Annotated in this window: 22 protein-coding genes; 11 read left to right on the plus strand and 11 right to left on the minus strand. The window is 35.8% G+C overall.

Features of this window, described 5'->3' with window-relative positions; translation table 11 throughout:
- The first annotated feature begins 83 nt into the window (after positions 1–83).
- The 3 genes from recQ (at position 84) to IL45_RS08810 (ending at position 3037) form a co-directional block, all read left to right on the plus strand.
- The gene (gene recQ, locus IL45_RS08800) at positions 84–2243 is read left to right on the plus strand and encodes a DNA helicase RecQ (RefSeq protein ID WP_036582879.1); all 2160 of its coding nucleotides are present in this window, start codon (positions 84–86) and stop codon (positions 2241–2243) included.
- 7 nt (positions 2244–2250) lie between these two features.
- A complete protein-coding gene (locus tag IL45_RS08805; protein WP_036582881.1) occupies positions 2251–2733 on the plus strand; it encodes an RNA methyltransferase in 483 nt (160 codons plus the stop codon).
- A gap of 109 nt (positions 2734–2842) precedes the next feature.
- The gene (locus IL45_RS08810) at positions 2843–3037 is read left to right on the plus strand and encodes a cold-shock protein (RefSeq protein WP_036582883.1); all 195 of its coding nucleotides are present in this window, start codon (positions 2843–2845) and stop codon (positions 3035–3037) included.
- A 201-nt stretch (positions 3038–3238) separates the two neighbouring features.
- Here IL45_RS08810 and feoB read toward each other — a convergent pair whose 3' ends face one another.
- The 3 genes from feoB to IL45_RS08825 form a co-directional block, all read right to left on the minus strand.
- Positions 3239–5350, minus strand: a complete 2112-nt coding sequence (gene feoB / locus IL45_RS08815; RefSeq protein WP_036582886.1) for a ferrous iron transport protein B — start codon at positions 5348–5350, stop codon at positions 3239–3241.
- On the minus strand, positions 5343–5573 hold the full coding sequence (locus IL45_RS08820) for a FeoA family protein (RefSeq protein WP_036582889.1): 231 nt from the start codon (positions 5571–5573) through the stop codon (positions 5343–5345). The genes feoB and IL45_RS08820 overlap by 8 nt, the downstream gene beginning before the upstream one ends.
- Before the next feature lie 112 nt (positions 5574–5685).
- Positions 5686–6837 carry a sensor histidine kinase gene (locus tag IL45_RS08825; RefSeq protein ID WP_036582892.1) on the minus strand — a complete coding sequence of 384 codons (1152 nt, stop codon included), beginning with the start codon at positions 6835–6837 and terminating at the stop codon, positions 5686–5688.
- A 151-nt stretch (positions 6838–6988) separates the two neighbouring features.
- On the opposite strand from IL45_RS08825, the gene IL45_RS08830 reads away from it, so the two are divergent.
- The 4 genes from IL45_RS08830 to aat all read left to right on the plus strand — a co-directional run bounded on the left by IL45_RS08830 (position 6989) and on the right by aat (position 9489).
- Positions 6989–7840 (plus strand): flavin reductase family protein, encoded by an 852-nt coding sequence (locus IL45_RS08830; RefSeq protein ID WP_036582895.1) that lies wholly within the window; start codon positions 6989–6991, stop codon positions 7838–7840.
- Between the two features lies 1 nt (position 7841).
- Positions 7842–8216, plus strand: coding sequence for a DUF3127 domain-containing protein (locus IL45_RS08835; protein ID WP_036582897.1), 375 nt, complete (start codon positions 7842–7844; stop codon positions 8214–8216).
- 11 nt (positions 8217–8227) lie between these two features.
- Positions 8228–8680, plus strand: coding sequence for a GNAT family N-acetyltransferase (locus IL45_RS08840; RefSeq protein WP_036582900.1), 453 nt, complete (start codon positions 8228–8230; stop codon positions 8678–8680).
- Positions 8681–8844: 164 nt separating this feature from the next.
- The gene (gene aat, locus IL45_RS08845; protein ID WP_081866577.1) at positions 8845–9489 is read left to right on the plus strand and encodes a leucyl/phenylalanyl-tRNA--protein transferase; all 645 of its coding nucleotides are present in this window, start codon (positions 8845–8847) and stop codon (positions 9487–9489) included.
- Here the strand turns inward: aat and IL45_RS08850 are convergent.
- The 3 genes from IL45_RS08850 to IL45_RS08860 are packed head-to-tail and all read right to left on the minus strand — an operon-like array spanning position 9484 to position 11267.
- On the minus strand, positions 9484–10146 hold the full coding sequence (locus IL45_RS08850; RefSeq protein WP_036582904.1) for a DUF2490 domain-containing protein: 663 nt from the start codon (positions 10144–10146) through the stop codon (positions 9484–9486). The two genes, aat and IL45_RS08850, sit on opposite strands and share 6 nt — an antisense overlap.
- Positions 10127–10717, minus strand: a complete 591-nt coding sequence (locus tag IL45_RS08855) for a hypothetical protein (protein ID WP_146128625.1) — start codon at positions 10715–10717, stop codon at positions 10127–10129. The genes IL45_RS08850 and IL45_RS08855 overlap by 20 nt, the downstream gene beginning before the upstream one ends.
- Entirely contained in the window at positions 10704–11267 is a 564-nt protein-coding gene (locus IL45_RS08860; protein ID WP_036582909.1) for a DNA-3-methyladenine glycosylase I, read from the minus strand. Before IL45_RS08860 ends, IL45_RS08855 begins: the two co-directional genes overlap by 14 nt.
- Before the next feature lie 86 nt (positions 11268–11353).
- Between IL45_RS08860 and IL45_RS08865 the strand changes: the two genes are divergently transcribed.
- The 4 genes from IL45_RS08865 to IL45_RS08880 all read left to right on the plus strand — a co-directional run bounded on the left by IL45_RS08865 (position 11354) and on the right by IL45_RS08880 (position 19654).
- The gene (locus tag IL45_RS08865) at positions 11354–11851 is read left to right on the plus strand and encodes a nuclear transport factor 2 family protein (protein WP_036582912.1); all 498 of its coding nucleotides are present in this window, start codon (positions 11354–11356) and stop codon (positions 11849–11851) included.
- 228 nt (positions 11852–12079) lie between these two features.
- Positions 12080–15433 carry a T9SS type A sorting domain-containing protein gene (locus IL45_RS08870; protein ID WP_036582915.1) on the plus strand — a complete coding sequence of 1118 codons (3354 nt, stop codon included), beginning with the start codon at positions 12080–12082 and terminating at the stop codon, positions 15431–15433.
- A gap of 166 nt (positions 15434–15599) precedes the next feature.
- The gene (locus IL45_RS08875; RefSeq protein ID WP_036582918.1) at positions 15600–17648 is read left to right on the plus strand and encodes a M13 family metallopeptidase; all 2049 of its coding nucleotides are present in this window, start codon (positions 15600–15602) and stop codon (positions 17646–17648) included.
- Positions 17649–17740: 92 nt separating this feature from the next.
- The gene (locus IL45_RS08880; protein ID WP_036582919.1) at positions 17741–19654 is read left to right on the plus strand and encodes a CocE/NonD family hydrolase; all 1914 of its coding nucleotides are present in this window, start codon (positions 17741–17743) and stop codon (positions 19652–19654) included.
- A 467-nt stretch (positions 19655–20121) separates the two neighbouring features.
- Here the strand turns inward: IL45_RS08880 and IL45_RS08885 are convergent, their stop codons facing one another.
- Genes IL45_RS08885 through IL45_RS08905 form a run of 5 tightly spaced genes read right to left on the minus strand, consistent with a single transcriptional unit; the run spans position 20122 to position 26764 of the window.
- On the minus strand, positions 20122–21822 hold the full coding sequence (locus tag IL45_RS08885) for an ABC transporter ATP-binding protein (RefSeq protein WP_036582921.1): 1701 nt from the start codon (positions 21820–21822) through the stop codon (positions 20122–20124).
- Positions 21800–22510, minus strand: a complete 711-nt coding sequence (locus IL45_RS08890; RefSeq protein WP_036582923.1) for a 3'-5' exonuclease — start codon at positions 22508–22510, stop codon at positions 21800–21802. The genes IL45_RS08885 and IL45_RS08890 overlap by 23 nt, the downstream gene beginning before the upstream one ends.
- A 12-nt stretch (positions 22511–22522) precedes the next feature.
- Positions 22523–24859: a penicillin-binding protein 1A gene (locus tag IL45_RS08895; RefSeq protein ID WP_036582925.1), complete on the minus strand. Its 2337-nt coding sequence runs from the start codon at positions 24857–24859 to the stop codon at positions 22523–22525.
- Positions 24846–25343, minus strand: coding sequence for a gliding motility lipoprotein GldH (locus tag IL45_RS08900; protein WP_036582928.1), 498 nt, complete (start codon positions 25341–25343; stop codon positions 24846–24848). The genes IL45_RS08895 and IL45_RS08900 overlap by 14 nt, the downstream gene beginning before the upstream one ends.
- The gene (locus IL45_RS08905) at positions 25343–26764 is read right to left on the minus strand and encodes a PSP1 domain-containing protein (protein ID WP_036582929.1); all 1422 of its coding nucleotides are present in this window, start codon (positions 26762–26764) and stop codon (positions 25343–25345) included. Before IL45_RS08905 ends, IL45_RS08900 begins: the two co-directional genes overlap by 1 nt.
- Positions 26765–26949: the final 185 nt, after the last annotated feature.

Here is a 26949-nt window from a genome sequence, read left to right on the forward strand (position 1 = left end):
TCAACATTTGTCTGATTGTATGCTTTGCTAAAATAGAATAAATTTGTCGCCTAAGATTTTATAAGCCATACAAACTAATTTTAATGAACAAACACGATTTACTTAAAAAGCATTTCGGTTACGACAGTTTCCGACCTTTACAAGAACAAATTATAAATGATGTTCTTAATCACAAAGACCTGATGGTTGTTATGCCTACTGGTGGTGGTAAGTCTATGTGTTTCCAGTTACCATCATTAATGCTAGATGGTATCACCTTAGTCGTTTCTCCACTTATTGCTTTAATGAAGGATCAAGTTGATTCTCTAAGAGCAAATGGCATTACAGCTGGTTATTTTAACAGCTCTCAAGTCGGTACAGAGCAGCAAGAAATGCTACAACTATTAAAAGAGAATCAACTAAAATTACTTTATGTAGCACCAGAAAGCATTCAACTTTTATTACAACATTTAAAGCCTACAGACGTCTCTTTAATTGCGATAGATGAAGCACATTGTATCTCTACATGGGGTCATGATTTTAGACCAGCATACACACAACTGGCTTATCTTAAACAATCGTTTCCACAGGCTAGTTTAATAGCACTAACCGCTACTGCAGATCGCGCTACACGTGCCGATATTAAAAAGCAACTTGCCATATCTCACGCTCAGGAATATGTAGCATCCTTTGATAGACCTAATTTAACTCTAGAAGTACGACCTGGTAACGACCGGTTAGCTCAAGTTCGTCGTTTTCTTAAAAAGTATAAAGACGACTCTGGTATTATTTACTGCTTGAGTAGAAAATCATGTGAAAAACTAGCAGATAAGCTGTCCAGTCTAGGTTTTTCTGCTGCTGCTTACCACGCTGGGTTAGAACATCGCTTTCGCGAAAGCGTACAAGAACAATTCATTAAAGATGAAATTAAGATAGTATGTGCGACCATCGCATTCGGTATGGGAATAGACAAATCTAATGTGCGATTTGTGATTCATTATAATATGCCTAAAAACATTGAAGGATATTATCAAGAAATCGGTCGTGCAGGGCGCGATGGTATTGATGCTCATGCCCTACTATTCCATAGCTATGCAGACATGATTCAACTGCGCAATTTTGCAGGAGATAGTGGTAATAGTGAAGTGCAAATTGCAAAGCTAGAGCGCATGAAACAATTTGCCGAAGCACTCACCTGTCGCCGTCGTATGTTACTATCTTATTTTAATGAATATCTAGAAAATGATTGCGGTAACTGTGACGTATGCCTTAATAAACCAGACTTCTTTGATGCAACATTAATAACTCAAAAAGCACTAAGTGCTGTTTATAGAATGAAAGAAAGGGCATCACTCAATTTATTAATCGATGTATTGCGCGGTGCACAAAATGCAAGTGTGATCGATAGCGGTTTTCAATCTATAAAAACTTATGGCGCAGGACGTGATATATCATGGAATAACTGGCAACAATATATCATACAAATGATTAATCAAGGATTGCTAGAGATCGCCTTTCATGAATTTAACCATCTTAAATTAACACCGCAGGCACAAGCTGTACTTTTTGAAAAACAAAAAGTACAACTAGCTGTTATCCCTAAACCCGAAGAGCTTGCTGCAAGAAATGCAAAAGCAGCACAAGAAGCCTTGCCTAGTGATATTAATAAAGATTTGTATGCAGGATTACGCAAGTTAAGAATGCAAATCGCGTCCCCAGAGAATCTGGCACCGTACATGGTTTTTAGTGACGCCACATTAAAAGACATCGCCTCTAGAATTCCACTAACAATTGATGAGTTTGAAGATATTACTGGTGTCGGAAAACACAAGTTAGATACCTATGGAGAGTCATTTTTAAAACTCACGCAAGGTTTTAAAATGATGCGCGAGGGCGATTTTATATATCGTGTAGTGATTTCAAAACCTAAGAAGAAAAAAAAGAGCGGTCCAAAAAAAGACACTGTAATGGAAAGTGTAAAGCTCTACTGGGCTGGAAAAACCCTTGAAGAAATATCTGAAATTAGATCACTTAAAGTAGACACGATACTATCTCATCTAGGAAAACGATATGTAAGTCATAAAGATGTTGATTTAAACGCACATATTTCACAAGAAGAACTTGCAGAAATTGAACCATTATATGAAAGTTATGAGAAAGAAAATGCACTCAAGCCCATATTTGAAAAATTCAATGGAAAATACAGTTATGGAAAATTGCGTCTCGCCATGTATTTAATAGAAGCTACAACCACTGTAAAATAATCTACACATGAAAATAGACCAATTAGAACCAGGTTACTTTGGTATAGGCATACAGCACGGTAAAACTCCTGAAAACCTAGGTGTCTTATGGCGTAGTGCTCAAAATCTAGGTGCTAGTTTTGTGTTTACAGTAGGAAAAAGATATGCAAAACAGGCCTGTGACACACATGATATTGTTAAAGCAATGCCTTATTTTCATTATGATACTTTTGAAGATTTTTATAATCACCTACCTAAAGGCGCCATGATTATAGGTGTCGAGCTTGACGAGAGAGCAATAGATCTTCAGAAATTTAAACATCCTCGTAATTGTGTTTACCTATTAGGTGCTGAAGATCATGGACTTACTAATGAAGCTATTGAAAAATCTCATCATTTAATAAAGTTTAATACTCCTAAAAGCTTGAATGTAGCGGTGGCAGGCAGTATAATTATGTATGATAGATCAATTAAAGGCAGTCATATTTATTTAAAAGGCACACCTAAGTAGCCTGTAAGCTCCTATAAATACTCAAAAAACTAAAATAATCTGGGTATTAACAATTTAGAAATAATAATCCCTATACCTTTGTTATTATTAATTATTACATTTTATTACAATGAAAGAAGGTACTGTAAAGTTTTTCAACGAGTCTAAAGGATTTGGATTTATCGTTGAAGAAGGATCACAAAACGAATGCTTCGTGCATGTAACTGGACTTATCGATGAGATAAGAGAAGGTGACCGCGTTGAGTATGAAGAAAAAGAAGGAAAAAAAGGAATGAATGCTGTAAACGTAAGAGTTGTACAGTAATAAAGTCATATTTTTTTGTATTCAAAAGCCCTTTCAACTTGAAAGGGCTTTTTTATTTCTATTACTGTTTTAATTAATGACAGCCGCAGTTGCCATCACCACAGCCACTCGTTTTTTTAGATGGAAATAATGATTTTCTAAATAACCAACCTAGTGCTACTAAGACGACAACTGCAACTAATATATATTGTAATAATTCCATTATTTGAGAATTTGATATGCTGCAAGAGCTGCAAAATAAGCTATAACAGTCATAGCTGTAAATTGTATAGCTGGCCATTTCCAGCTATTAGTTTCTCTTTTTACTATAGCCAGCGTACTCATACATTGCATAGCAAATGCATAGAATAGCAATAACGATATACCACTAGCAAAATTAAATAACGGTCCGCCTAGAATAGGATTGACCTCGGCTCTCATACGGTTTTTAATCGTCTCCTCTTCATCACTTCCAACACTATAAATTGTAGCAAGTGTACCCACAAAAACCTCTCTTGCAGCAAATGAGCTTACAATAGCGATACCTATTTTCCAATCATAACCTAGTGGTCTTACTGCCGGCTCTATCCCTTTACCTATATAGCCTATAAAACTGTGCTCTAACTGTTGTGATGCTATCTTATTAGTCAATTCTTCTTCTGATAAATTCTGACTTGCATATTGCTCTTTAACAATCTCTTCTGCATTAGTAAACTGCTCACCGATTCCATGACTAGCTAGCAACCATAAAATCACTGATATTGCCATAATTATCTTACCTGCACCTAATACAAAACTCTTCGTTTTTTCAAGAACTGTGATACCCACATTTTTTAACATGGGCAACTTATAGGCAGGCATTTCCATTACAAAAAAGGCTTTGCGCTTGATAGGTAATATCTTATTAAGCACCCAAGCAGAGAATATTGCTGCTCCAAATCCTAACATATATAATAACATCAAGGTTAACCCTTGCATATTGAAAATCCACCAAACTTCTTGCTCTGGTATTACTAAGGCTATAATTATTAAATAAACCGGTAATCTTGCAGAACATGTAGTAAAAGGGACAACTAGGATGGTAATTAAACGTTCTTTCCAGTCCTCTATATTACGTGTTGCCATAACTGCAGGTATGGCACAAGCAGTACCAGATACCAATGGTACGACACTCTTACCACTCAAGCCAAATTTTTTCATAATGTGATCCATAAGGAACACTACCCTACTCATATAACCACTCTCTTCAAGGATGGCAATGAATAAAAACAAAAAGGCTATTTGAGGAATGAATATGACGATACCGCCAAGTCCTGGAATGATTCCTTCAGATATTAAATCAGTAAAAGGACCTTCAGGAAGCGATGTTTGCGCCCATGAACTTGCTTTTGCAAAAAAGGTATCTATCCAGTCCATAGGATAGGTAGACCAATCATAGATCGCTTGAAATATCAGTAGTAATATCACAAAGAAAATAAGATAACCCCATACTTTATGAAGTAAAACTCTATCTAATCTAGTCCTTAAATCTTTTGCTTGCGATTTATCTACATTCAATACCTTAGTCAATAGACTATTGATAAACTGGTATCTGACGACTGTTTCCTTGTGTTGCATTTTTTTTAAGTCACTTTCAGACTTAACAGCAAATGAACTCGATTTTAAATCTTCTAAATCCCTATTCCTATCTATTTTACCAAAATTTACATCTTGAGTAATCACCAACCATAACTTATATATTGACTGTTTAGGATAGGCTTTTCTTAAAGTTTCAAAATATTCTGGATCTATAGTAGAGGCGTTTACACAAGGTACAGATTTCAGGTTTTTATATTCTGAAATAGCTTTTTTAAGGTCATCGACACCTATATTTTTTCTAGCACTCACTAACACTACACGAGTATTGAGTTCTTGCTCCATTAATTCTATATCTAGAGAAATAGCCTTGCGTTGCATGCGATCAGCCATATTAATAACTAATATGGTAGGTATTTCTAGATCTTTAATCTGTGTAAACAGAAGCAAATTACGTTTAAGATTCTCAATATCAGAAACTACCACAGCAACATCTGGATAGTCTTTTGAGTTTTTGTTGAGCAACGTCTCAACGACGACACTTTCATCTAGACTAGAGGTATTGAGACTGTAAGTACCAGGTAAATCTAGTATATGAGCTTTTAAACTGCGATCTAGTTTACAAATCCCTTCTTTTTTCTCTACAGTAATACCTGGATAGTTTCCTACCTTTTGGTTTAAACCAGTAAGTCTGTTAAAAAGGGATGTTTTTCCTGTGTTAGGATTACCTATAAGTGAAACATTAATCGATTTACCCATGACGTTTCACTATTATTTGCTGAGCAGTTTCACGCCTTATAGCCAGATAAGTACCATTTATATTAAGATAAATTGGATCTTGAAAAGGAGCACTTTCCATCATCATCACTACATTACCCGGTAAGCAACCCATTTCAAGGAGTTTAAGAGGTACCTGTTCCTCATTAAAGGAAACGATTGTGGCTTGTTCGCCACGTTTTAGATGTGCTATAGTATCGCTCAAAGCTTATTTAGAATAAATTTGAATAAGCAAAAGTAAGTTAAGAAGTAGGAATGAAAAAATTTAGAATCCTAAACTTTTGTTGTCGTCAAAAGAACATTTATACTTAGGTAAATTATTTTAATCTATTAATCATGATTTCAAAAGTGGTTCCCTTATCCTTTTTACTCTCTGAAACCCTAATCGTGCCTTTATGATAATCTCTTATAATACGATGCGCTAGAGACAGACCTAATCCCCAACCTCTCTTTTTAGTCGTAAATCCTGGAGTAAAAACTTGATTCCATTGATTTTTAGGAATACCCTTTCCTGTATCAGTAACCGTTATAAAAACCTTATGAGCATCTGCACGCAGATAAACTTTTATAGCTCCTTTACCTTTCATGGCATCAATACCATTTTTTATTAAATTCTCAATAACCCAAGCATATAGTTGCTCATTAAGTTTTACCATAATCGGTTGACTAGGTAAATCAACGTCAAAAACTACCAATTTTGAGCTGCGTGAAGAAATATAATGAACAGCTTTATCTGTCTGATCTACTATATCCATTTCAGACAATGTAGGGATCGAACCTATTTTAGAAAATCGCTCTGTAATGGTTTGCAACCTGACGATATCTTTTTCCATTTCAGCTACATAACTAGGGTCGACATCAGTGTCTTTAAGTAATGTGGTCCAACCTACTAATGATGATAGCGGTGTTCCTATCTGGTGAGCACTTTCCTTAGCCATACCGGCCCAGAGTTTATTTTGCTCACTTGCTTTTGTAGAGCGATAGAAAAACCAAATAACCGCACCGAACAGCACCAATATCAACAACAAAGCCATTGGGAAATACTTCATTTTAGTAATTATAGGACTTTCACCATAGTAAATAGTTTGAAAAGGCGCGCCATCATAGTTAATACGAATCGGCTCATTTTCAGAAGCATACTCTGCAATTAAAGATCTTAATTTTATAGTATCGTTCATGATATGCTCTGGTAAATTACGAGCCTTCATATCGCCCTTATAATTTACCTCTATCATAGGAATTGTCGTGGTGTTTTCTGTCACGGTAGACCCAAGATTTCCCATTTCGGCCTCTAAAGATTGATTGACTAAATCATCAATGGCAATCTCGTATTCTTTCATGTTCTTTTGCTCACTTTCTTTGAGTTGTTGAAAAAACTCATACGTATTCCAAAGAATAAGAGCTGTGATTATCATTGCAAAGGCTATGATCACCCATCTCAACACATTACGGTTTGCTGTAAAATTCATGAAAGCTTTTAAGAAATTTAAATATAGTATAATAAGTCAAACGCGCTTAACATGGTTTTATGATATCAAGGAAAAGGTCTTGTTTAATTCTTATTTCTACTTTACATAAACGCTTTAAAATCCATACCTTTACCATCCTTAAAAAATCACGGTGAAACTAGATCCAAAAGATACAAAAACAGCTCATTTACACAGCGTTATGCTGGGCGCGGTACAACCTCGACCTATCGCATTTGCGAGTACAATTGATGAGGATGGTAATGTAAACTTATCGCCTTATTCTTTTTTCAACGTTTTTAGCGCAAATCCACCTATCATGATTTTTTCACCTGCACGTCGGGTAAGAGATAATTCTATAAAGCATACGTTAATTAATGCTAGAGCAACAGGTGAGGTCGTTATCAATATAGTAAACTATGATATAGTACAACAAATGTCGTTGAGTAGTACTGAGTACGGTGCTGATGTTGATGAATTTGTAAAATCTGGCTTAACTGCAGTAGCATCAGACATGATTGCACCACCTCGAGTTGCAGAAAGTCCTGTTCAATTTGAATGTAAAGTAAAAGAAATTGTAGAGCTAGGACAGGAAGGTGGCGCTGGTAATTTGATTATATGCGAGGTAGTCATGGTTCACGTTAATGATGAGGTCCTAGATGAAGATGGTAAGATAGACCAAGTTAAAATCGACACGGTTGCCCGTATGGGTGGCAACTGGTATTGCCGTTCTAAAGACGCGATGTTTGAAGTACCTAAACCATTGGCAACGCTAGGTGTAGGTGTTGACGCACTACCTGATCACGCAAGAAATAGTACCATACTCACAGGTAACGATTTAGGAAAATTAGGGAATATTGAGGCTATACCAGATAGAGAATCTGTTATCGCTTACGCGAAAGCGGAAAAATTATCAATTTTAGATAATAAAGAAAAACATATACGTGCGCAAGAGTTGATCCTAGAAGGCAACATAATCGACGCATGGAAAATTATATTATTATAACATGGAAGTACAAGGAAAAATTAAAGTAATAGGTGAAACCAAATCTTTTGGTGCTAGTGGATTTCAAAAACGTGAACTAGTTATCACTACTGAAGAACAATATCCACAGCATTTAATGTTAGAATTTGTTCAAGATAAAACTAGCTTATTAGATAGTTTTCAAGTAGGTGAACCAGTAAAAGTAGGTATCAACTTGAGAGGTCGTGAATGGCAAAGCCCACAAGGAGAGATTAAATATTTTAACTCTATTGTAGGATGGAGAATAGAACGTGTAGGAGCTACTCCAGCTGCACCATCACAGGAAATACCGCCGTTTGATGAATTTGATCCTATTTCAAATTCAAAAAATGAAGATCACGACGACCTACCTTTTTAAAAAAAAGACAAATGAGATTAGTAAGAACTGATTCTCATAATATCGATTTTAAAAAGTTAGTTGAAGAATTAGATGCATATCTAGCTATTACTGATGGTGAAGAACATGAATTCTATGACCAGTTTAATAAATTAAACCATATTAAACATGTCGTTCTCTGTTATTACAGGGATTCTATTCTAGCCGGTTGTGGAGCGATTAAAGAATATGATTCTCAAACCGTAGAGGTTAAAAGAATGTATACAGTCACCGGTTTCCGTAATATGGGAGTTGCATCTAGTATTTTAAAAGAATTAGAACAATGGACTAAAGAACTGTCCTACAATAGATGTATTTTAGAAACAGGCACACGTCAGCTGGAAGCTATTGGTTTATATAAAAGTAATGGTTATCAAATTATTGATAATTATGAACTTTATAGAGATGCATTAAACAGTTTATGCTTTGAAAAAAGAATCAGCTAACTCTATAAATTAAAAAATCCCAACCATTACAGTTGGGATTTTCTTTCTTAATAGGTTAGCCTTCAAACAAACTCAAAAAAAGCAATGATGAAATAAATTAGATAAGAAGGCTTCTCAAAGATTAACATTTTTATCTCAAATTGCAAACTTAATCGTCTAAAATCGTGCAAACTCTAGATCATAATCTCATTTTTCCGCATCCTAGCAGTGCTCCAGACCATGGCTTACTTGCTATAGGTGGCGATTTAAGTGTAGAAAGACTACTACTGGCATATCAGTCAGGCATTTTTCCATGGTATAGCGATGGTGACCCTATTTGCTGGTGGAGCCCTGATCCTAGAATGGTATTTGATCTACAAAGTGACGAACCTATGAGAGTCACAAAGTCATTAAAACAAAGTCAACGCAACAAAGGTTATATAATTAAAGAAAATACTTGCTTTACAGAAGTGATGCGTCATTGTGCACTAGTAAAGCGTCAGGATGAAGCTGGAACCTGGATAAATGATGATTTTATAAGTTCATACTCAAGATTACATGAATTAGGTCATGCAAAAAGTATTGAGGTTTTTAAAGAGGACGTATTAGTAGGAGGTTTATATGGAATTGATTTACCTGAAAAAAAGATTTTTTGTGGAGAATCTATGTTTACTCTAGCAACTGATGCTAGTAAGATTGCTCTATTACATTTAGTGAAATCCCTTAAATCTAAAGACTACCATTTCATCGATGCACAGCTATATAATGATCATTTACACAGTTTAGGCGCTATTGAAATAGATCGCGAAGTTTTTTTAAGCTATTTATAAAGAATAAAAAACACCCAAGTTTATAAATAAAGAGCGATTTATAAGGTTAGTATAATTTTCCCAGCGATATTCATTTACCAACTGTAATTTTATATTATTACTCAGTGCTCTACCTAGGCCTATAGCTACTCTTTGATCATATCCTGGCTTTTCATTTGCCTGTGCAATAAAAATGGTCTCTATGCTAGATGTTAAGTAAAATTCGGTCGCATCAACGGTTGCACCATTTAGCGGGAAGGATCCAGAAAGTCGATAGCGCCATCGGTAAGTTAGATTTTCGCCTCTAATGCGTTGATCCCACCGCAAACGATGAGCGATTTTTAGATTATTATATTTCCGTGCATAGACAAACTGCTCTGTAAATCTAAGTTCTTCAGGACGTTGATCATCAAAAAGCTCTCGATACATCACGCCCATTCCTATCTGTGAATAGAAACCTACTTCATAGCTGGCAAATTGCACAGCTTGAACATGTAAGGCGTTCCATCCATTATTAACAACACTACGATGTTCTAAGGCACTATTAAATTTCCACCTACCACTATTATCCCAGCGCACATTTATTGATGGTTGTACAATATAATTATTTACAACTTGAGCTGTTGAGATTAACGGCATGAACAAAAAGGCAAAAATCCTAAAATAGTATGAAGTCATATTTTAGTTTTTTTACTGCGCGTTGCTTTAGTAATATTCCTTCTTTACTGAAAAGTAATTCTTTACGGTAGATTTTATCATTTTCTTTAAAAGCAACAATCAATTCAAAATTATCAAAATCATCATTTTCTAATCGATTAGATATAAGCAAGGCGTCTTGATCATCTATGACGTACTGTTTTTGAATTTTTTCAACTTTAAAACGAGTTGATATTCCCTTAAGTTTATCAGTAATTATGGTGAATATGCTAGACTCTATTTGTCTTTTTTTAATAAGCACCTCTATATCAATTACATTACCTTTTTGATCACACTCTACACTATATCTGTAACCACTTAGTTTGTATTTAGCTTCATAGGTAATTAAAGAGCCATCTGTTTCTTTATAATATTTAATCTTCCTGCGCGCCTTACTAATGGTGTAAATGAGGTTTCTCGCATCTGCCGGAAAATCGTCAATATCAATTCGTTCCTCTTGCTCAATTTTATAATTATCATCTTGTTGAGCTATTGTAAATTCCGCTTTCGCGAAAGCGAATACTAAAAAGAGTATAATTTTATACCTCATCATATCGATGACAATTTATCTCGTGATCATTTACCATTCCTGTAGCCTGCATAAATGCGTACATAATTGTAGAACCTACAAATTTAAAACCTCTCTTTTTTAAATCTTTGGAGATCTGGTCAGAAAGTGCCGTGTTTGCCGGTGCAGTCTTGTAATCTAAAACTTGATTTTTAATAGGCTTACCATCAACATAATTCCATATGTATTGAGAAAAACTACCAAATTCTTTTTGAATCTCCATAAAAAGTTGAGCGTTAGTAATTATAGATTTGATTTTCAATTTATTGCGGATAACCCCAGCATTCTTTAATAATTCATCCTGCTTATTCTGATTATAGTTTGCAATTTTTTGAACATCAAATTGATCTAATGCATCATAGTAATTTGCACGCTTTTTTAAGATAGTAATCCAACTCAAGCCAGCTTGCATAGTTTCGAGAATAAGAAACTCAAAAAGTGTCTGATCATCATATACTGGTTTTCCCCATTCCAGATCATGATATGCTTCATATAAGTCATCTCCTAAACACCAGCCACATCTATGTTTTTCCATGCATCTAATTTAAGAACACTATAGGCATCGAGCAAATCTACTTACATTAGAATCACTTTATTTTTTGTGTTTTACCTTTAGCAACTATGAAAAAAACACTTCTACTCTTAACCGTTATTATACTTTCTTCTTGCGGTTCTCAAAAAAATATTGGTACTGACCTGTTAGATAGAACAATAGACGACTGGCACGATGCGGCTACTACGGCCAGCTATGAAGATTATTTTAGTTTAATGACCAGTGATGCTGTTTTTATTGGAACTGACGCAACTGAAAACTGGCAACTACAAGAGTTTAAAACTTTTTCAAAACCGTATTTTGACAAAGGCAAGGCTTGGTCTTTTACACCTCTGGAACGTCACATTTATCAACACAATGGTGTGATTTATTTTGACGAATTATTAGATACTCAAATGGGAATATGCCGTGGTAGCGGAATTTTAAAAAAGGAAAATGGAGTTTACAAAATTGCACATTATGTCCTTTCTATAGCAGTACCTAATGAAAATGTAGCTTCACTTACAGAGCTTAAAAAACAATGGGATAATAATTACAAAAAAGAATTATTAAAAAAGAATTATTAAAAAAGAAGGAGTTTTAACCCATATCTTAATAGAAAAATGATCATCATTATTGATTTAAATAACTATAAGAAGAGATTGATTTTTTCTAATAAGCCATAATATCGCACTATTCGTCGATTAATTATTCCGATTTATTGTCAGCTTTTTAAGAAATTAAGACATAATTAACAAGTTGTTATTGAATCGTGAACTCTGTCCATTATATTGCGGCACCATTAAAACCATTTTATGAAGTTTTTATCATTACTAATTCTCTTAGGATTCGTATTTACCACAGCACAACCTGGACTCGACAATCCATGGATGGAACAATTAAGAAAACAGAAATCTGAAAATGAAATCACCTACCAAGACATTAAAGATGCAGGTGAGGCTTACTGGGAAACGCATAATAAAAACGCCAAAGGAAGTGGTTACAAACCATTCATGCGATGGCTAGATGCTGCAAAGGCTTATGTAAAAGAAGATGGCACAATACAAGGAGCAGAAGAACTGGAAACAATTCTAATCGAAAGAGATTTTAGAAAAAGTGGACTTTCTGACAACTCTAACTGGAGTGCAATAGGTCCCTTTTCTATACAAGGTACAGGATCATGGTCTACAGGAACTGGTAGAGCAAACACGGTGACTATAGATCCTAACAACCCAAATATTTATTACTTAGGTTCACCAAGTGGAGGAATATGGAAATCTACTGATGCTGGAGTTTCATGGACACCTATTTCAGATTTCTTATCCCAGATAGGAGTAAGTGCAATAGCCGTAGACCCGACAGATTCTGACATTATTTATATAGGTACAGGTGATGATGACGCTAGAGACTCAAGCAGTATAGGATTAATGAAATCTGTCGATGGAGGAATTACATGGAATAGTACTGGATTAACATTTATAGGTGCAACTGCAAATATCAGTGAAGTATACTTAGACCCGAGAGATAGTAACAAAATATTTGTGTCTTCAAATTTTGGTTTCTACAGATCTGTTGATGGTGGTGTGAGCTTTTCAAGAACTTTTCCCGCAAATGTGAAAGACATCAAATTAAAGCCCGGATCACCAGACACCATATACCTTAGTACAAACAATTCCTTTTTTGTATCAACTGATAATGGTGTCTCATTCACTCAGCCATCTACAGGCTTACCTAATGGTATGAGAAGAAGCGTTATAGGTGTTTCTCCTGCTAACCCTAATTATGTTTACTTATTAATTATTGATGGCAGTGCTAATTTAATGGGTTTATATCGATCTACTAATAGTGGATTAACTTTTACACGTCGAGATAATGGTACAGACATTCTAGAAAGCGGACAAGGGAACTATGATCTTGCCCTAGAAGTATCTACGACTAATGCAGAAATAGTTTACACTGGTTGTTTAAATGTATGGAAATCCTTTAGTGGTGGCAGCTCTTTTACAAAAATAAACTCATGGAGCAACCCTACCGGTAGCACTTATACTCATGCAGATATTCATCAAATTAGACAATTTGGTTCTGAACTATTTGTAATGTCGGATGGTGGTATTTATAGAAGTAATAATGACGGTGGATCCTTCACTGACCTTACCGCAGGAGCTCAAATAGGTCAATTTTATAGAATTGCCGTTAGCACACAATCAAGCGCACAGGTAATAGGTGGATTACAAGATAATGGTGGACAAGCTAGAAGCGGTAATCAATGGAAAAACTTTTATGGTGCCGACGGAATGGATGGTGGTATAGATCCATTAGATTCAAATATACGTTACGGGTTTACTCAAAATGGTGGTGGGCTTTACTTTACAAATAATGGCGGAAACTCAATTCTTAACTCTATCAATCGTCCTAATGGTGAAAGTGGTAACTGGATCACGCCATTAAAAGTGGATAGTCAAGGTACAATTTATGTAGGGTATACTGCTTTGTATAAAGTACAAAACAACGGTTTTGTTGCTGTTTCCTCTCCATTTAGTTCTAATATCGATTTAATTGAAATAGATCCAAATGACGATAACACAATTTACATAGCCATCAACAATCTTCTTTATAGAAGTATAAATGCCGGTTCCAATTTTTCACTGGTTTCTAACTTCCCACAAGACATCGCAGCAATTGAAGTTAGTAATACAGATCATAATATCGTTTACCTTTCGACAGAAGAATCATTTGGTAGCGTTTATAAAAGTTTGAACCAAGGAAGTAGTTTTACCGATATAACTGCTAATCTTCCTAGCCTAGGTAAAAATACCATTGCAAGTTTGCCGATGAGTGTAGATGGAGAAATATTTTTAGGAACAACCATCGGAGTCTATAAATATGATGACGTAACTGCTCAATGGTCAACTTTCAATAACAATTTGCCAAATGTAAACATCAGAGACCTTGAAATCAATGGAGTAGACAATGTGCTTACTGCTGGGACTTACGGTAGAGGTATCTGGCAAACATCCGTGACTGCCGGTCCACCACCTACAGATATTGAATTGGTAAGCATAAACTATTCCAACACTGGTTTTTCTTGTGGAGATACGGACATTGATATTGTAATTGAAAATGGAGGAACAACAGCTATAAATAGTTTCAACCTTGATTATACTATTAATGGTGGCTCTTCTGTTAGTAGCACTTACAGCACTGCAATACCTGCACAAAGTCAAACCACCGTAAGCCTAACAGGATTGTCACTCAATCTAGGTACAAACGACATATCAGTAACGGTGAATACAACAAATGACGCTTTTGCCAGTAACAATAATGAAACCACAACAATACTTAAAAATAATAGTGGTGTCATTAATGATATTCACCAATTTGAAAATAGGAATCTATTAACCTTTAATGAAACTGGCGGAACAAATCAATGGGAACGTGGCATACCAGCAGGACCTATTCTTAATCAAGCCGTAAGTGGTACACAAGTATATGGAACTAATCTAACTGGTGAGCACTCAAATGATACAGTAGCATATTTGTATACAGGCTGTTACGATCTCAATGGAGTCATCAATCCTACACTACAATTTGATATGGCATTTGAGTTAGAACAAGATTGGGATTTGATGTATATCGAATACACCATCAATAGCGGCAGTAACTGGAATGTTTTAGGTAGCGCAACTGATCCTGGCTGGTATAATTCTAGCAGAAGTCCCAATGGCGTAAATTGCTTTAATTGTGTAGGAGCGCAATGGACAGGAACAGATGCCGTTATGAAAACCTATTCTTATGATTTGAGCCCATTTAATTCAGAGAGTAACATCACTTTTCGATATGTGTTTATTTCTGACCAAGCCGTCACTGAAGAAGGTGTAGTCCTTGATAATGTAGTCGTAACTGGAACATTAAGCAACGATAGCAATACACTTTTAGATTCTTATAAAATTTTCCCTAACCCGTCAAAAGGTGACTTCACACTATCATGGAATGGTAAAGACGCTTTTGATTACAGCATCTATGATGTAACTGGTAAACTGATAAGTTCTAGACTCAACAATACGGGAGAAAGACACTCTATTCATCTTAATAATGTTGCACAAGGAATGTACTTTTTAAACATTTCTACAGCTACAGGTACTGTAACTGAAAAACTTATCGTTAATTAAACAGAGTACGTATCATTTTTCAATTAAAAAAGCCTGCAATATTGTAGGCTTTTTTTAATTGAAAACTAGTTAATTATAAACTAAATACTAGAGTTAAAACCCAACAATTATTATCTTGTGTAACATTTATCAAACAGAGTTTACTAACCTCTCAAACTATATAAACATGAACTTAAAAAAAACCTTACTTGCTTCTTGCGCGGTGGCTATTGCAGTCACATCTTGTAAAGAACCGGCAAAAGACTATCCTGGTCTGGACATGACCGCAATGGATACTAGCGTTTCTCCTAAAGACGATTTTTATCGTTATGTAAATGGAAAATGGATAGATTCTACTGAGATACCTGCAGATCAAACAGTTTGGGGTGGCTTCAATAAGCTTAGAAAAGATACTGATGCAGACATGCTTGCTATCCTAGACAAAGCCATGAATGATAAAAACCTTGATCAATCTTCAGATCAAGCAAAAGCAGTTTTTGTATATCAAAGTATAATGGATACAGAAGCTAGAGATAAAGCTGGTTATGAACCTTTATTACCATATCTAGAGCAAATTGAGGCTATTAATTCTGTCGATGAAATACCTGCTTTACTTGCTGAGCTTTCTTCAAAAGGCTTACGTGGCTTTTATGGATTTGGTGTAGGTCCAGACGCTCAGAACACAGATATAAACGTAGCTCAAATGGGTCCTGGTGCTTTGGGAATGCAGCGTGAATACTATGTAGATCTAGATGATGCTGATAATGTTGAAAAACTAGCTGCTTACGAAAAGCACGTTGCACGTATGCTGACATTAACAGGTACTGATGCAGCACAAGCAGCAAATGATGCTAAAACGATCATTGCCATAGAAACACAAATGGCACAACCACGTTTAGATAAAGTAGCTCGTAGAAACCCGCAATTAAGCTACAATCCAATGAGTTTAGATGAATTTAAAACTCTAGTACCATCTATAGACTGGGATGAATATTTTGAAAAATTAGAGGTTAAAGATTTTGATAGAATTATTGTTTCTCAACCAGCATATATGACTGCATTAAATAATATGTGGGATAATAGTAATCTAGATGCTATGAAAACTTACATGCGCTGGACTATGGTAGATGCAGCAGCTACTATGCTATCTGCAGAATTAGAAGATGCTAACTGGGACTTTTACAGTAAAACGATGCGTGGTGCAAAAGAACAACGTCCTAGAGATGAGCGCGCACTAGGAACCGTGAACGGAACTTTAGGTGAAGCTCTAGGTCAACTATATGTAAGTGAAAAATTTCCTGCAGAGGCTAAAGCCAAAGCCAAAGAGATGATTGAATATGTAAAGAAAGCATATGAAGTACGCATCAATGGATTAGCCTGGATGAGTCCTGAGACTAAGGTTAAGGCTATTGAAAAACTTAACGGTATGACTATTAAAATAGGTTATCCAGACCAATGGAAAGATTATTCAGAAATGGAAATCAAAAGTCCTGCAAACGGAGGTACTTTATTTGATAATATGCTAGCTGTACAATCTTGGAACTACCGCGATAATCTTAATAAACTGGGAGAAAAAGTAGATAAGACAGAATGGTTCATGTCTCCACAAACTGTGAACGCATACTACAATCCGTACTATAATGAAATTGTTTTCCCAGCAGCTATTTTACAACCGCCATTTTATAACTATGAAGCAGACGCTGCCTTCAACTTTGGTGGTATGGGAGCTGTAATAGGCCATGAAATTTCTCATGGATTTGATGATAGCGGCGCAAAATTTGACGCAAACGGTAATATGACTGACTGGTGGACTGCAAATGATAAAACACAATTTGAAGACTTAGGTAAAGATCTTGCAAATCAATATAGTGCTATCGAAGTATTACCTGGTGTTAATATCAATGGTGAATTTACATTAGGTGAAAACATTGGTGATTTAGGTGGTGTTAATGCCGCATATGATGCTCATCAATTATGGATGAAAGATAAAGGTCGCCCAGAAGCGATTGATGGATTTACACCAGAACAACGTTTCTTTTTAAGTTGGGGAACAGTATGGCGCACTAAAATGCGTGAAGAGGCTTTAAAGCAACGTATTAAAGGTGACACACACTCACCTGGTATGTATCGTGGTTATGTACCGCTTCAAAATATCGATGCATTTTATGATGCATTTGAAATTACAGAGGCAGATGGTATGTATATCACACCAGAGAACCGTATTAAAATCTGGTAATAGTATTTTATAAAAAATCAAAAGGCTTTCTTAATAGAGAGCCTTTTTTTATGTCGTTGAATTATATTTAAGCCAGCATTAAAGCTTTTTTTATGAAACAATTTTTACTAGTTGCGTTAGTGGTGTTAGGTTCCGCTTTCGCGAAAGCGCAATCCTCATCAAAACAAGAGTATATAAAAGAAAATTATACTAAAACCATCCACCAGATTGAGATGCGTGATGGAGTTAAATTATACACTCAAGTTTATAGCCCAAAGGACACCTCTAAGGAATATCCGATAATGATGCAACGCACATGTTATAGTGTACGACCTTATGGAGAAGACAAGTATCCGAGTAGATTAGGTCCCAATGAAATCCTGATGAAAGAAGGTTACATATTTGTTTATCAAGATGTACGCGGTAGATGGATGAGTGAAGGAGATTTTGACAACATGCGTCCTAACATACCTGGAAATGACGTGAACAACAAGCAAGATATTGATGAAAGTTCAGACACTTATGATACTGTAGAGTGGTTAATAAACAACCTACCTAACAATAATAGAAAAGTAGGTCAATGGGGAATTTCTTATCCAGGATTTTACACCGCAGCAGCTTTACCAGATGCACATCCAGCACTTGTAGCTAGCTCGCCACAGGCACCTATAGGAGACTTTTTCTTTGACGACTTTCATCATATGGGAGCTACTTTACAGAGCTATATTTTTGCCTATCCAGTTTTTGGTCATCAAACTGAACCTACCACCGAAAGCTGGTATAATGATAAATGGGATCAATTGAGAGCAGCAGGTAGTATGGATGATTCTTATGCATTTAATATGGGCATAGGTCCATTGAAGAATGTAACAGAAAATATATATCCTGATAATTTTTTCTGGAAAGACGTTGCCTTGCATCCTAACTATGACGAATTCTGGCAAAAACGTTCTATTATACCACATTTAAATAATGTTGATCACGCAGTTATGACCGTAGGTGGCTGGTTTGATGCAGAGGATCTTTATGGCCCATTAAATATCTATAAAAATGTAGAACGCAACAATCCTAATAATAAGAACAACACCATTGTCATGGGACCATGGAGTCATGGTAACTGGGCGAGAGAACCTGGTCATCAGATGGTGAACCATATCCATTTTGGTGATAGTTTATCGACTTTTTATCATAGAGAAATAGAAACTCCTTTCTTTGAACATCACTTAAAAGGAGAAAAAAATCCGGTTCTACCAGAGGCATATATGTTTGATACTGGATTAAAGCAATGGGAGAAATTTATGCAATGGCCGCCACAGCAAGATGAAATCGTGTTTAGTTTTGGTAAAAATGGAGAGTTGTTGATTAATAAAAAGGGTGATAAAAAAGATACGTTCTCATACATGAGTGATCCATCAAAACCAGTGCCTTTTAGAAGTGAAATAACACCAGTTACATTCACACCACGTGCTTACATGACAGACGACCAGCGTCACGCTTCTAGAAGACCAGACGTACTTACTTTTCAAACAGACATCCTTACTGATGACATGACACTTGCTGGAGAGATACAAGCAAACCTAGAAGTAATTCTTAAGGGAATCACTGATGCCGACTTTATCGTTAAGGTTATAGACGTATATCCAGACGACATGAAAAATGAAGAACATACACCAGAGCATGTAACTCTTGCAGGCTATCAACAATTAGTGCGTGCAGAAACTTTTAGAGGTCGTTTTAGAAATGATTTCTCAAAGCCAGAGCCTTTTAAAGAAGGTAAAAAGACTAGTGTAAACTTTCCTTTACAAGATGTGTTACATACCTTTAAAAAAGGTCATAGAGTAATGATTCAAATACACAGCACTTGGTTTCCATACATAGACCGCAATCCTCAAAAATATGTAGATAACATATTTGAGGCGACAGAAAGCGACTTCACAACTGGGCAAGTAACTATTACGGGAGCAAGTTCTGTAAGTGTAGGTGATAACAATGGTATTGAAAAACAATTACCTAAACTGAAGCAATAAATTAACCTTTATAAACTTAAAATACAATCCTCAATTTGATAGGACTAAAACCATATCAAATTGAGGGTTTTTTCTTTTGATCATCATTTAGTTCATGAGAATCAGAAATAATAATGCACTTCGTCGAATAATAGATACAGATAGTCTTGATTATTTATGAAAATTTACCATATTCGTCATCCCTAAAACTAACATCAATTATGGATACGACCTATATAGAAAAGCAACAATCTAACAGGTTTGTAGCTACATTTTATTTTATCAAAGGTCTATTTAAATTGATTGTAAAAACGTTCTTTAGTTTTTAAAGAACAATTTATCTTAATTGACTTGTTTAAAAAATCCTCTTCCCTAAAGAGGATTTTTTTACTTAATATATTTAAATCATAGTCAGATAAATGAAGTAAAAGGCGTGATAATTTTTGTTAGTCATCATGACTAAATTTAATAAAGCAAGTTATGAATGACTAGCCCTTAGGTATTGCAGCAATCAACTTCTTAGTATACTCACTTTGTGGATTACTATAAAGCACATCAGCTTCATTTTGTTCTTCAACACGACCTTTATTCATCACAATCACTTGATCACAGAAGTACTTCACCACGGCTAAATCGTGCGAAATAAAAAGATAAGAAAAACCAAAATCTTCTTTAAATTCATTTAATAAATTTAATACTTGTGCTTGTACAGAAATATCTAGAGCACTAACCGACTCATCACAAACAATTAATTCTGGTTCTAAGGCAACAGTCCTCGCAATACCTATGCGCTGTCGCTGTCCACCACTAAACTCGTGTGGATAACGATTAAATTGTTCTTGAGTTAAACCTACTCGATCTAGTAATTGCATCACTCGTTTCTTACGGTCTGCATCACTATTACCTATCCCATGCCATTTCATAGGTTCCATAATAGCCTGTCCGACGGTCAATCTGGGATTAAGTGAAGCAAATGGATCTTGAAATATTATCTGTAATTCCTTTCTTAAAGATCGCATTTTACGACCCTTAAGATTTGTGATATCTTCTCCTTTATAAATCAATTGACCACTAGTGATATTTTGTAGTCCTAGTATCATGTTACCTAGTGTACTTTTGCCACAACCACTTTCACCTACTAATCCCAATGACTCACCAGCATACAACTTGAGGTTCACACGGTTAACGGCGGTAAAAAATTGTTGCTCCTTAAAAAGCTCTTTTTTAAGTGGATATTTCTTGACTACATTAATTAATTCTAGTAGAGGCTTTTGAGTATATAAAACGCCATGAGCTTTGGCTCTTTCTTCATCAGCTACTACCTCAGAAGGAACAGCGTTTGTCATGAAATCGTTTATAGTAGGTAATCTTCTAAGTCTCGATTCGGTATCTGGTCTTGCAGCGATTAAAGCTTTTGTATAAGTTTCTTGCGCATTTTCAAAAAGTTGATCAGGTGTTCCCATTTCAACAATACGACCTTTGTACATGACAGCAATACGGTCAGCTATTTCGTGGACTAGACCCAAATCATGAGAAATAAATAAAACACTCATTCCATACTCTGCCTGTAGTTCTTTAAGCAATAAAATGACCTCTTTTTGGACCGTTACATCTAGTGCTGTTGTAGGCTCGTCTGCTATTAGGATTTTAGGCTTGCAAGCTATAGCCATTGCAATCATCACACGCTGCATTTGTCCACCACTTATCTCGTGCGGATATTTATTAAAAGTTTGCTCAGGAATAGGCAGTTTTACCTTTTTAAAAAGTCGCAGTACTTCTGCTTTAATTTCTTTATTAGATAATTTGGTATGAGTTTCCAGTATTTCGGCAACTTGATAACCGCATGTGATGGTAGGGTTAAGAGAACTCATAGGTTCTTGAAATATCATACTTATCACGCTTCCGCGAAAGCGTGACCAATCCTTACCATTAAAGATTTGCAAATCATTATCGAGTATAGATAGCTCTGTAGCATCAATAATTGCATTTTTAACAGGCAATAGTCCCATCAAAGCTTTAGAAGTAACTGATTTACCACTACCCGATTCTCCTACTACAGCAAGAATTTCATTTTCCAAAAGCTCTAAATTAACATCAAATAACACTTGATTTTTTAGATCTCCATTTCTAAAAGAAACATTAAGGTTATTGATAATCGCTAATGGCTTATTTTGTGATGATTTGGTCATCTTTAAGTATAGGTTCTAATCGCAATTTAAGAAGTATTTGAGCTACAGCGATAACGTCTTTTTCACAATATCTAGCAATGCGGTTCACATCATTTTCTTCATAATATACATTGCGTACTTGGGATCCGTCTATATCATCTTTAGGAGACGGAATACCTAAAACACGTGTCATTAATTTTAAGGATGTGAAATGTTTATAGTCGCCAAATTTCCACAATTCCATAGTGTCTAAATGTGGTACTTCCCATGGTTTCTTACCAAAAAGATTAAGCTTTGCAGGTATAGCAATTCCATTAATAATCATGCGACGTGCGATATAAGGAAAGTCAAATTCCTTACCATTATGAGCACAAAGCAAATGATGTCGCCCAGAGAAATGATCTTTTAAAAGCGTACTAAACTCTTCAAGCAATTCCACCTCAGTTCCTGTAAAGCTACGTACTCTGAACTGTCTATATGTACGATCTACAAAATATCCTACAGAAATACATACTATTTTACCAAATTCTGCCCAGATACCAGCACGATCATAAAACTCATCAGGTGTATACTCTTCTTTGCGTTGATATTTAGTTTTGTCTGCATAGAGCTGCTGATCTACATGATCCAGTTCATTAAACGATGGGTGTAAAGGAACTGTTTCTATGTCTAGAAACAGAACATACTCGAGTTTAATGGTATCTAGCATATCAGTTACTATTTACATTCCTAATTCATCTCCAGCGTCATCTTCATCTTCTAAACCTTCATCGCCATTTTTATATTCATCACAGTCTACTATAATAGATAAATTTTCTGGTTCATTGAAATTTGCTTTTGATATGTCCAGATTCTCATCTGCATAAACAGCTTTCATGTAAGAACCCCATATAGGTAATGCCATAGTCGCTCCTTGACCATAACGAGTGCTAGAAAAATGAACGGATCGATCTTCTCCACCTACCCATACACCAGACACTAAATTAGGAACAATACCCATAAACCATCCATCAGAGTTATTTTGAGTTGTCCCAGTCTTACCAGCTATTTCATTTTTAAAATCATAAGGATAACCTGTCACAACACTCTTATAGAATTTATTATTTTTTGCCCAACTACCTCTCAGGCGTTTACCACTACCCGATTGTGTAACACCTTGCATTAACTTAAGTGTCGTATAAGCAGTTTCTGGATTCATTACATCCCGTGTTTCTGGAACATACTGAAAAAGTACTGTACCATTTTTATCCTGTATGCTAGTAACAAGTACAGGCGTATTATAGATACCTTCATTTGCAAAAACGCCATATGCGCCTACCATTTCAAAAAGACTCACATCTGCAGTACCCAATGCTAGTGACGGCACTGGCGCCATATCTTTAGTATTTATACCTAGACGACCTGCAAGATCTATAACTGGCTGTGGTCCTACATCATCCATCAATCGTGCAGATATTGTATTTACAGAATGAGCTAAAGCATCTTTTAAAGTTCTGATTTTACCATACTTCCCATCGGAGTTACTAGGTGTCCAGTCCTTTGTGTTTCCATGTTTACCTGCTGGTATCGTATATTCTCCATCTGGTAATTCTTTACATGGTGAGTATTTTAATAAGTCTATTGCAGTCGCATACAAAAAAGGCTTAAAGGTTGAACCAGCCTGACGCACTCCTTTTTTAACATGATCAAATTTAAAATGCTTGTGATTAATACCACCTACCCAAGCTTTTACATAACCTGTTTGTGGCTCCATAGACATCATACCGACTTGTAAGAATTTTTTGTAATAATAGATGGAATCGCGAGGTGTCATTACTGTGTCACGCTCGCGACCAGGAGCCTGCCAGTCAAAGACAGTCATCTCTGTTTCTTTATCAAAACTAGCAAGAATCTCTGTTTCTGACTTACCTTCTTTCTTCATTAACTTCCATCGTTCAGAAACTTTAATCGCGCGATTAATAGAAGATTCTACTTGCTTTGCTGTGATGTCTCTAAAAGGAGCCGTTTTCAATTTCTCGTTTTGGGAATCAAACTCTTTTTGAAGATTTGCCATATGTGCTACCATAGCGTCTTCTGCATATTCTTGCATGCGACTATCGATAGTTACATTGATTTTTAATCCATCATTATAGAGGTTATAATTCTCTCCAGTCTCTGGATTAGTATTACTAGCTGCCCAATCCTTTAACCAGTCTCTTAAGTACTCACGGAAATAAGTCCCCATACCGTCGTTGTGACCTTCTGGAGAGAAGTTTAATTTAATAGGTTGTTCTCTAAGGCTGTCTTTAGTAGCCTCAGTCATTTTTCCATTGCGCACCATTTGAACAAAAACCTGGTTACGACGACCTAATGATTTTTCTTTAGATATTTCTCTATAAGGATTGTATTGTCTTGGATTTTTGAGCATGGCTACAAAAACCGCACTTTCTTCTACAGTTAATTCCTTAGGCTCTTTACCGAAATAAATGTTAGATGCTGATCGTATACCTATGGCTTGTTTTAAAAAATCAAACTGATTTAAATACTGCGTGATTATCTCTTCTTTAGTATACTGTTTTTCAAGACGTGTAGCGATAATCCATTCCCGGATTTTCTGAATTCCACGTTCAATTTTATTACTACTGCGCTGCTCAGTAAAATACAGTTTTGCGAGCTGTTGCGTGATGGTACTTGCACCACCTTTCTGTCCTAAAAAGGCAAATGCTCTAGCCGTACCATATCCATCAATACCACTATGATCCCAGAAGCGCTCATCTTCTGTAGAGACTAATGCATCGATAAGATTTTGTGGTAAGTCGTCGTATTTTACTGGTTTACGATTATCTGTATAGAAGCTACCTAGCGTTTTACCATCTGCCGTAACGATTTCTGTTGCCAGTTCAGATTGTGGGTTTTCTAATATGGTGTGATCTGGTAAAGAACCGAAGATTCCCCAGGCGGTAAGTAAAAACAATAGAATTACCATTCCTATACCTACAAATACTAGTTTCCAGAATAGTTTAACATTCTTCTTAGTCTCTTGCTCTTTTTGAGCTTTTTGTGCTTTAGTTGCTGCCATGTTGCACTTGTTTTTCTATACTATAACCTATATCGAGTACTCCTTCTAACTGAGCAATACCGTCTACAGAACCATTTTTTCTCATTGCATGACGTAAGGTGAGAAGATATGTTCCGCTTTCGCGAAAGCGTACTCCTTCCTTATACCATAATTTATTTTCATAAACATCACTATAGCCTGTGCCTAGGAACTGCCCTTGCGGTGTGGCCATGTCGTACTCTAATGTGTCTGTAACGATTTTTCCTTGTGGAAATTTCATTTCAGCTATTAAATACAAATTGCTATATGCATAATCGTGATTATTTCTCATATTAAGAAACATATCATATGTGTTAACCGTATCTATAGACTCAATTTTAAAAACAGGCGCTTCTGTAAGGCTCCATTGAGCGTCACTAAAAGCTACCGATTGCGTTTTTACAATATTGTGATCGCAAGATATTAAGGTTATACAGCTTAAAATTAAAAGTAAAGTGATTCTCATTACTCGCTTTTCTTTGGTGGTCTATTGCGATTATTAGGTCTTTTTTTGCGCGGTTTATTAGCAGTACCGTCACTTGCTGGTTTAGGTTTTGCTTGCTTATTGTCAGCCCCATTTTTGGACTTATTTTGATTTGCAGGCTTTCTTCTAGGCTTAGGCTTTGGTTTTTGACCTTTTGCTTCTGGTTTTGCATCTTTAGAATGAGATGCCTTAGACGGTGTCTGTTTATTTTGAGAAGTTTTTTTGTTATTGCTCTGAGTATTTTTTTGATTAGCACCAGCTGGTCTAGGACCGCGATTATTACGACGCTTTTTGCGTTTTTTATTTTTAGTGGTGGTTTGATCAAAACGAGTTAAACTATCCTGACCTACTACATTCTCAAAATTAACCTCTTCAATGACAACATGCTCTGCTGCATATTCTTCTATACTAGCTACTTTTTCTTTGGCCTTATTTTTAGAAACAATTTCATGTACTTGTGTTGTAGTTAATGTATGCCAGTTCATCCATTCTCCTTCATAACAATACCACATCAGTCCTTTAAAAATATCTATTTTCTGACAGACAGCTGTTCCTTTTTCAGTGTATAATTTCTGGTTTTGTTTGGGAAAGTCTTTAAGTGCGTCCATGTATGAATCTAATTCATAATTTAAACAACACTTCAATTTCCCACATTGTCCAGCAAGTTTTTGTGGGTTTAAAGATAGATTTTGATAACGTGCAGCACTAGTAGTTACTGAACGGAAATCTGTTAACCAAGTTGAACAACATAGCTCGCGACCACAAGACCCTATACCACCTAATCTAGCGGCTTCTTGACGCAAACCTATCTGACGCATTTCAATTCGTGTCTTAAACTCTGTAGCGTATTCCCTGATTAGTTGACGGAAATCAACGCGTTCCTCTGCCGTGTAATAAAAAGTAGCCTTAGACCCATCTCCTTGAAATTCTATGTCAGAAATCTTCATTTGAAGGTTTAAACGTATTGCTATCTCACGAGCACGCACCTTCATAGGCTCTTCTCTTTCTCGAGCTGCTTTCCATTTATCTACATCTGTCTGTGATGCAATACGATATACTTTAGGTATATCATCTGTTTCATAACGTATCTTCTTTTTCTTCAACTGTACACGTACTAACTCACCAGTAAGTGTAACTATACCTATGTCGTGACCTGTCTCAGTTTGTGTGGCAACGATGTCACCTATTTTTAATTGTAAATTTTCAGAATTAACAAAATATTCTTTACGGCTATTTTTAAACCTTACTTCTACATAATTAAAAGGTGCCTGACCGTCTGGCAATTCCATATTTGCTAACCAGTCAAAAACCGTTAACTTATTACATCCACTAGTACCACAAGTACCATGATTTTTACAACCGCCTGGAGTTCCTCCACCGGTTCCACAACTATTACAGCTCATTAATCCTACGTATATATATTGAAATCCAAGCGATTAACTCACTGGATTGAATCATTGTTATTAAACGTAAATATAGGGAAATAAGTATAGGGAAATAAGCTGCTTTTAAGGAAGTGATTTAATGACATCGTGTAAAAGTATCAAACTCTTATGGTTAACTATACAACATAAAAAAAAGCCGCTCA

Source organism: Nonlabens ulvanivorans, from assembly GCF_000732625.1.
Classification (GTDB): domain Bacteria; phylum Bacteroidota; class Bacteroidia; order Flavobacteriales; family Flavobacteriaceae; genus Nonlabens; species Nonlabens ulvanivorans.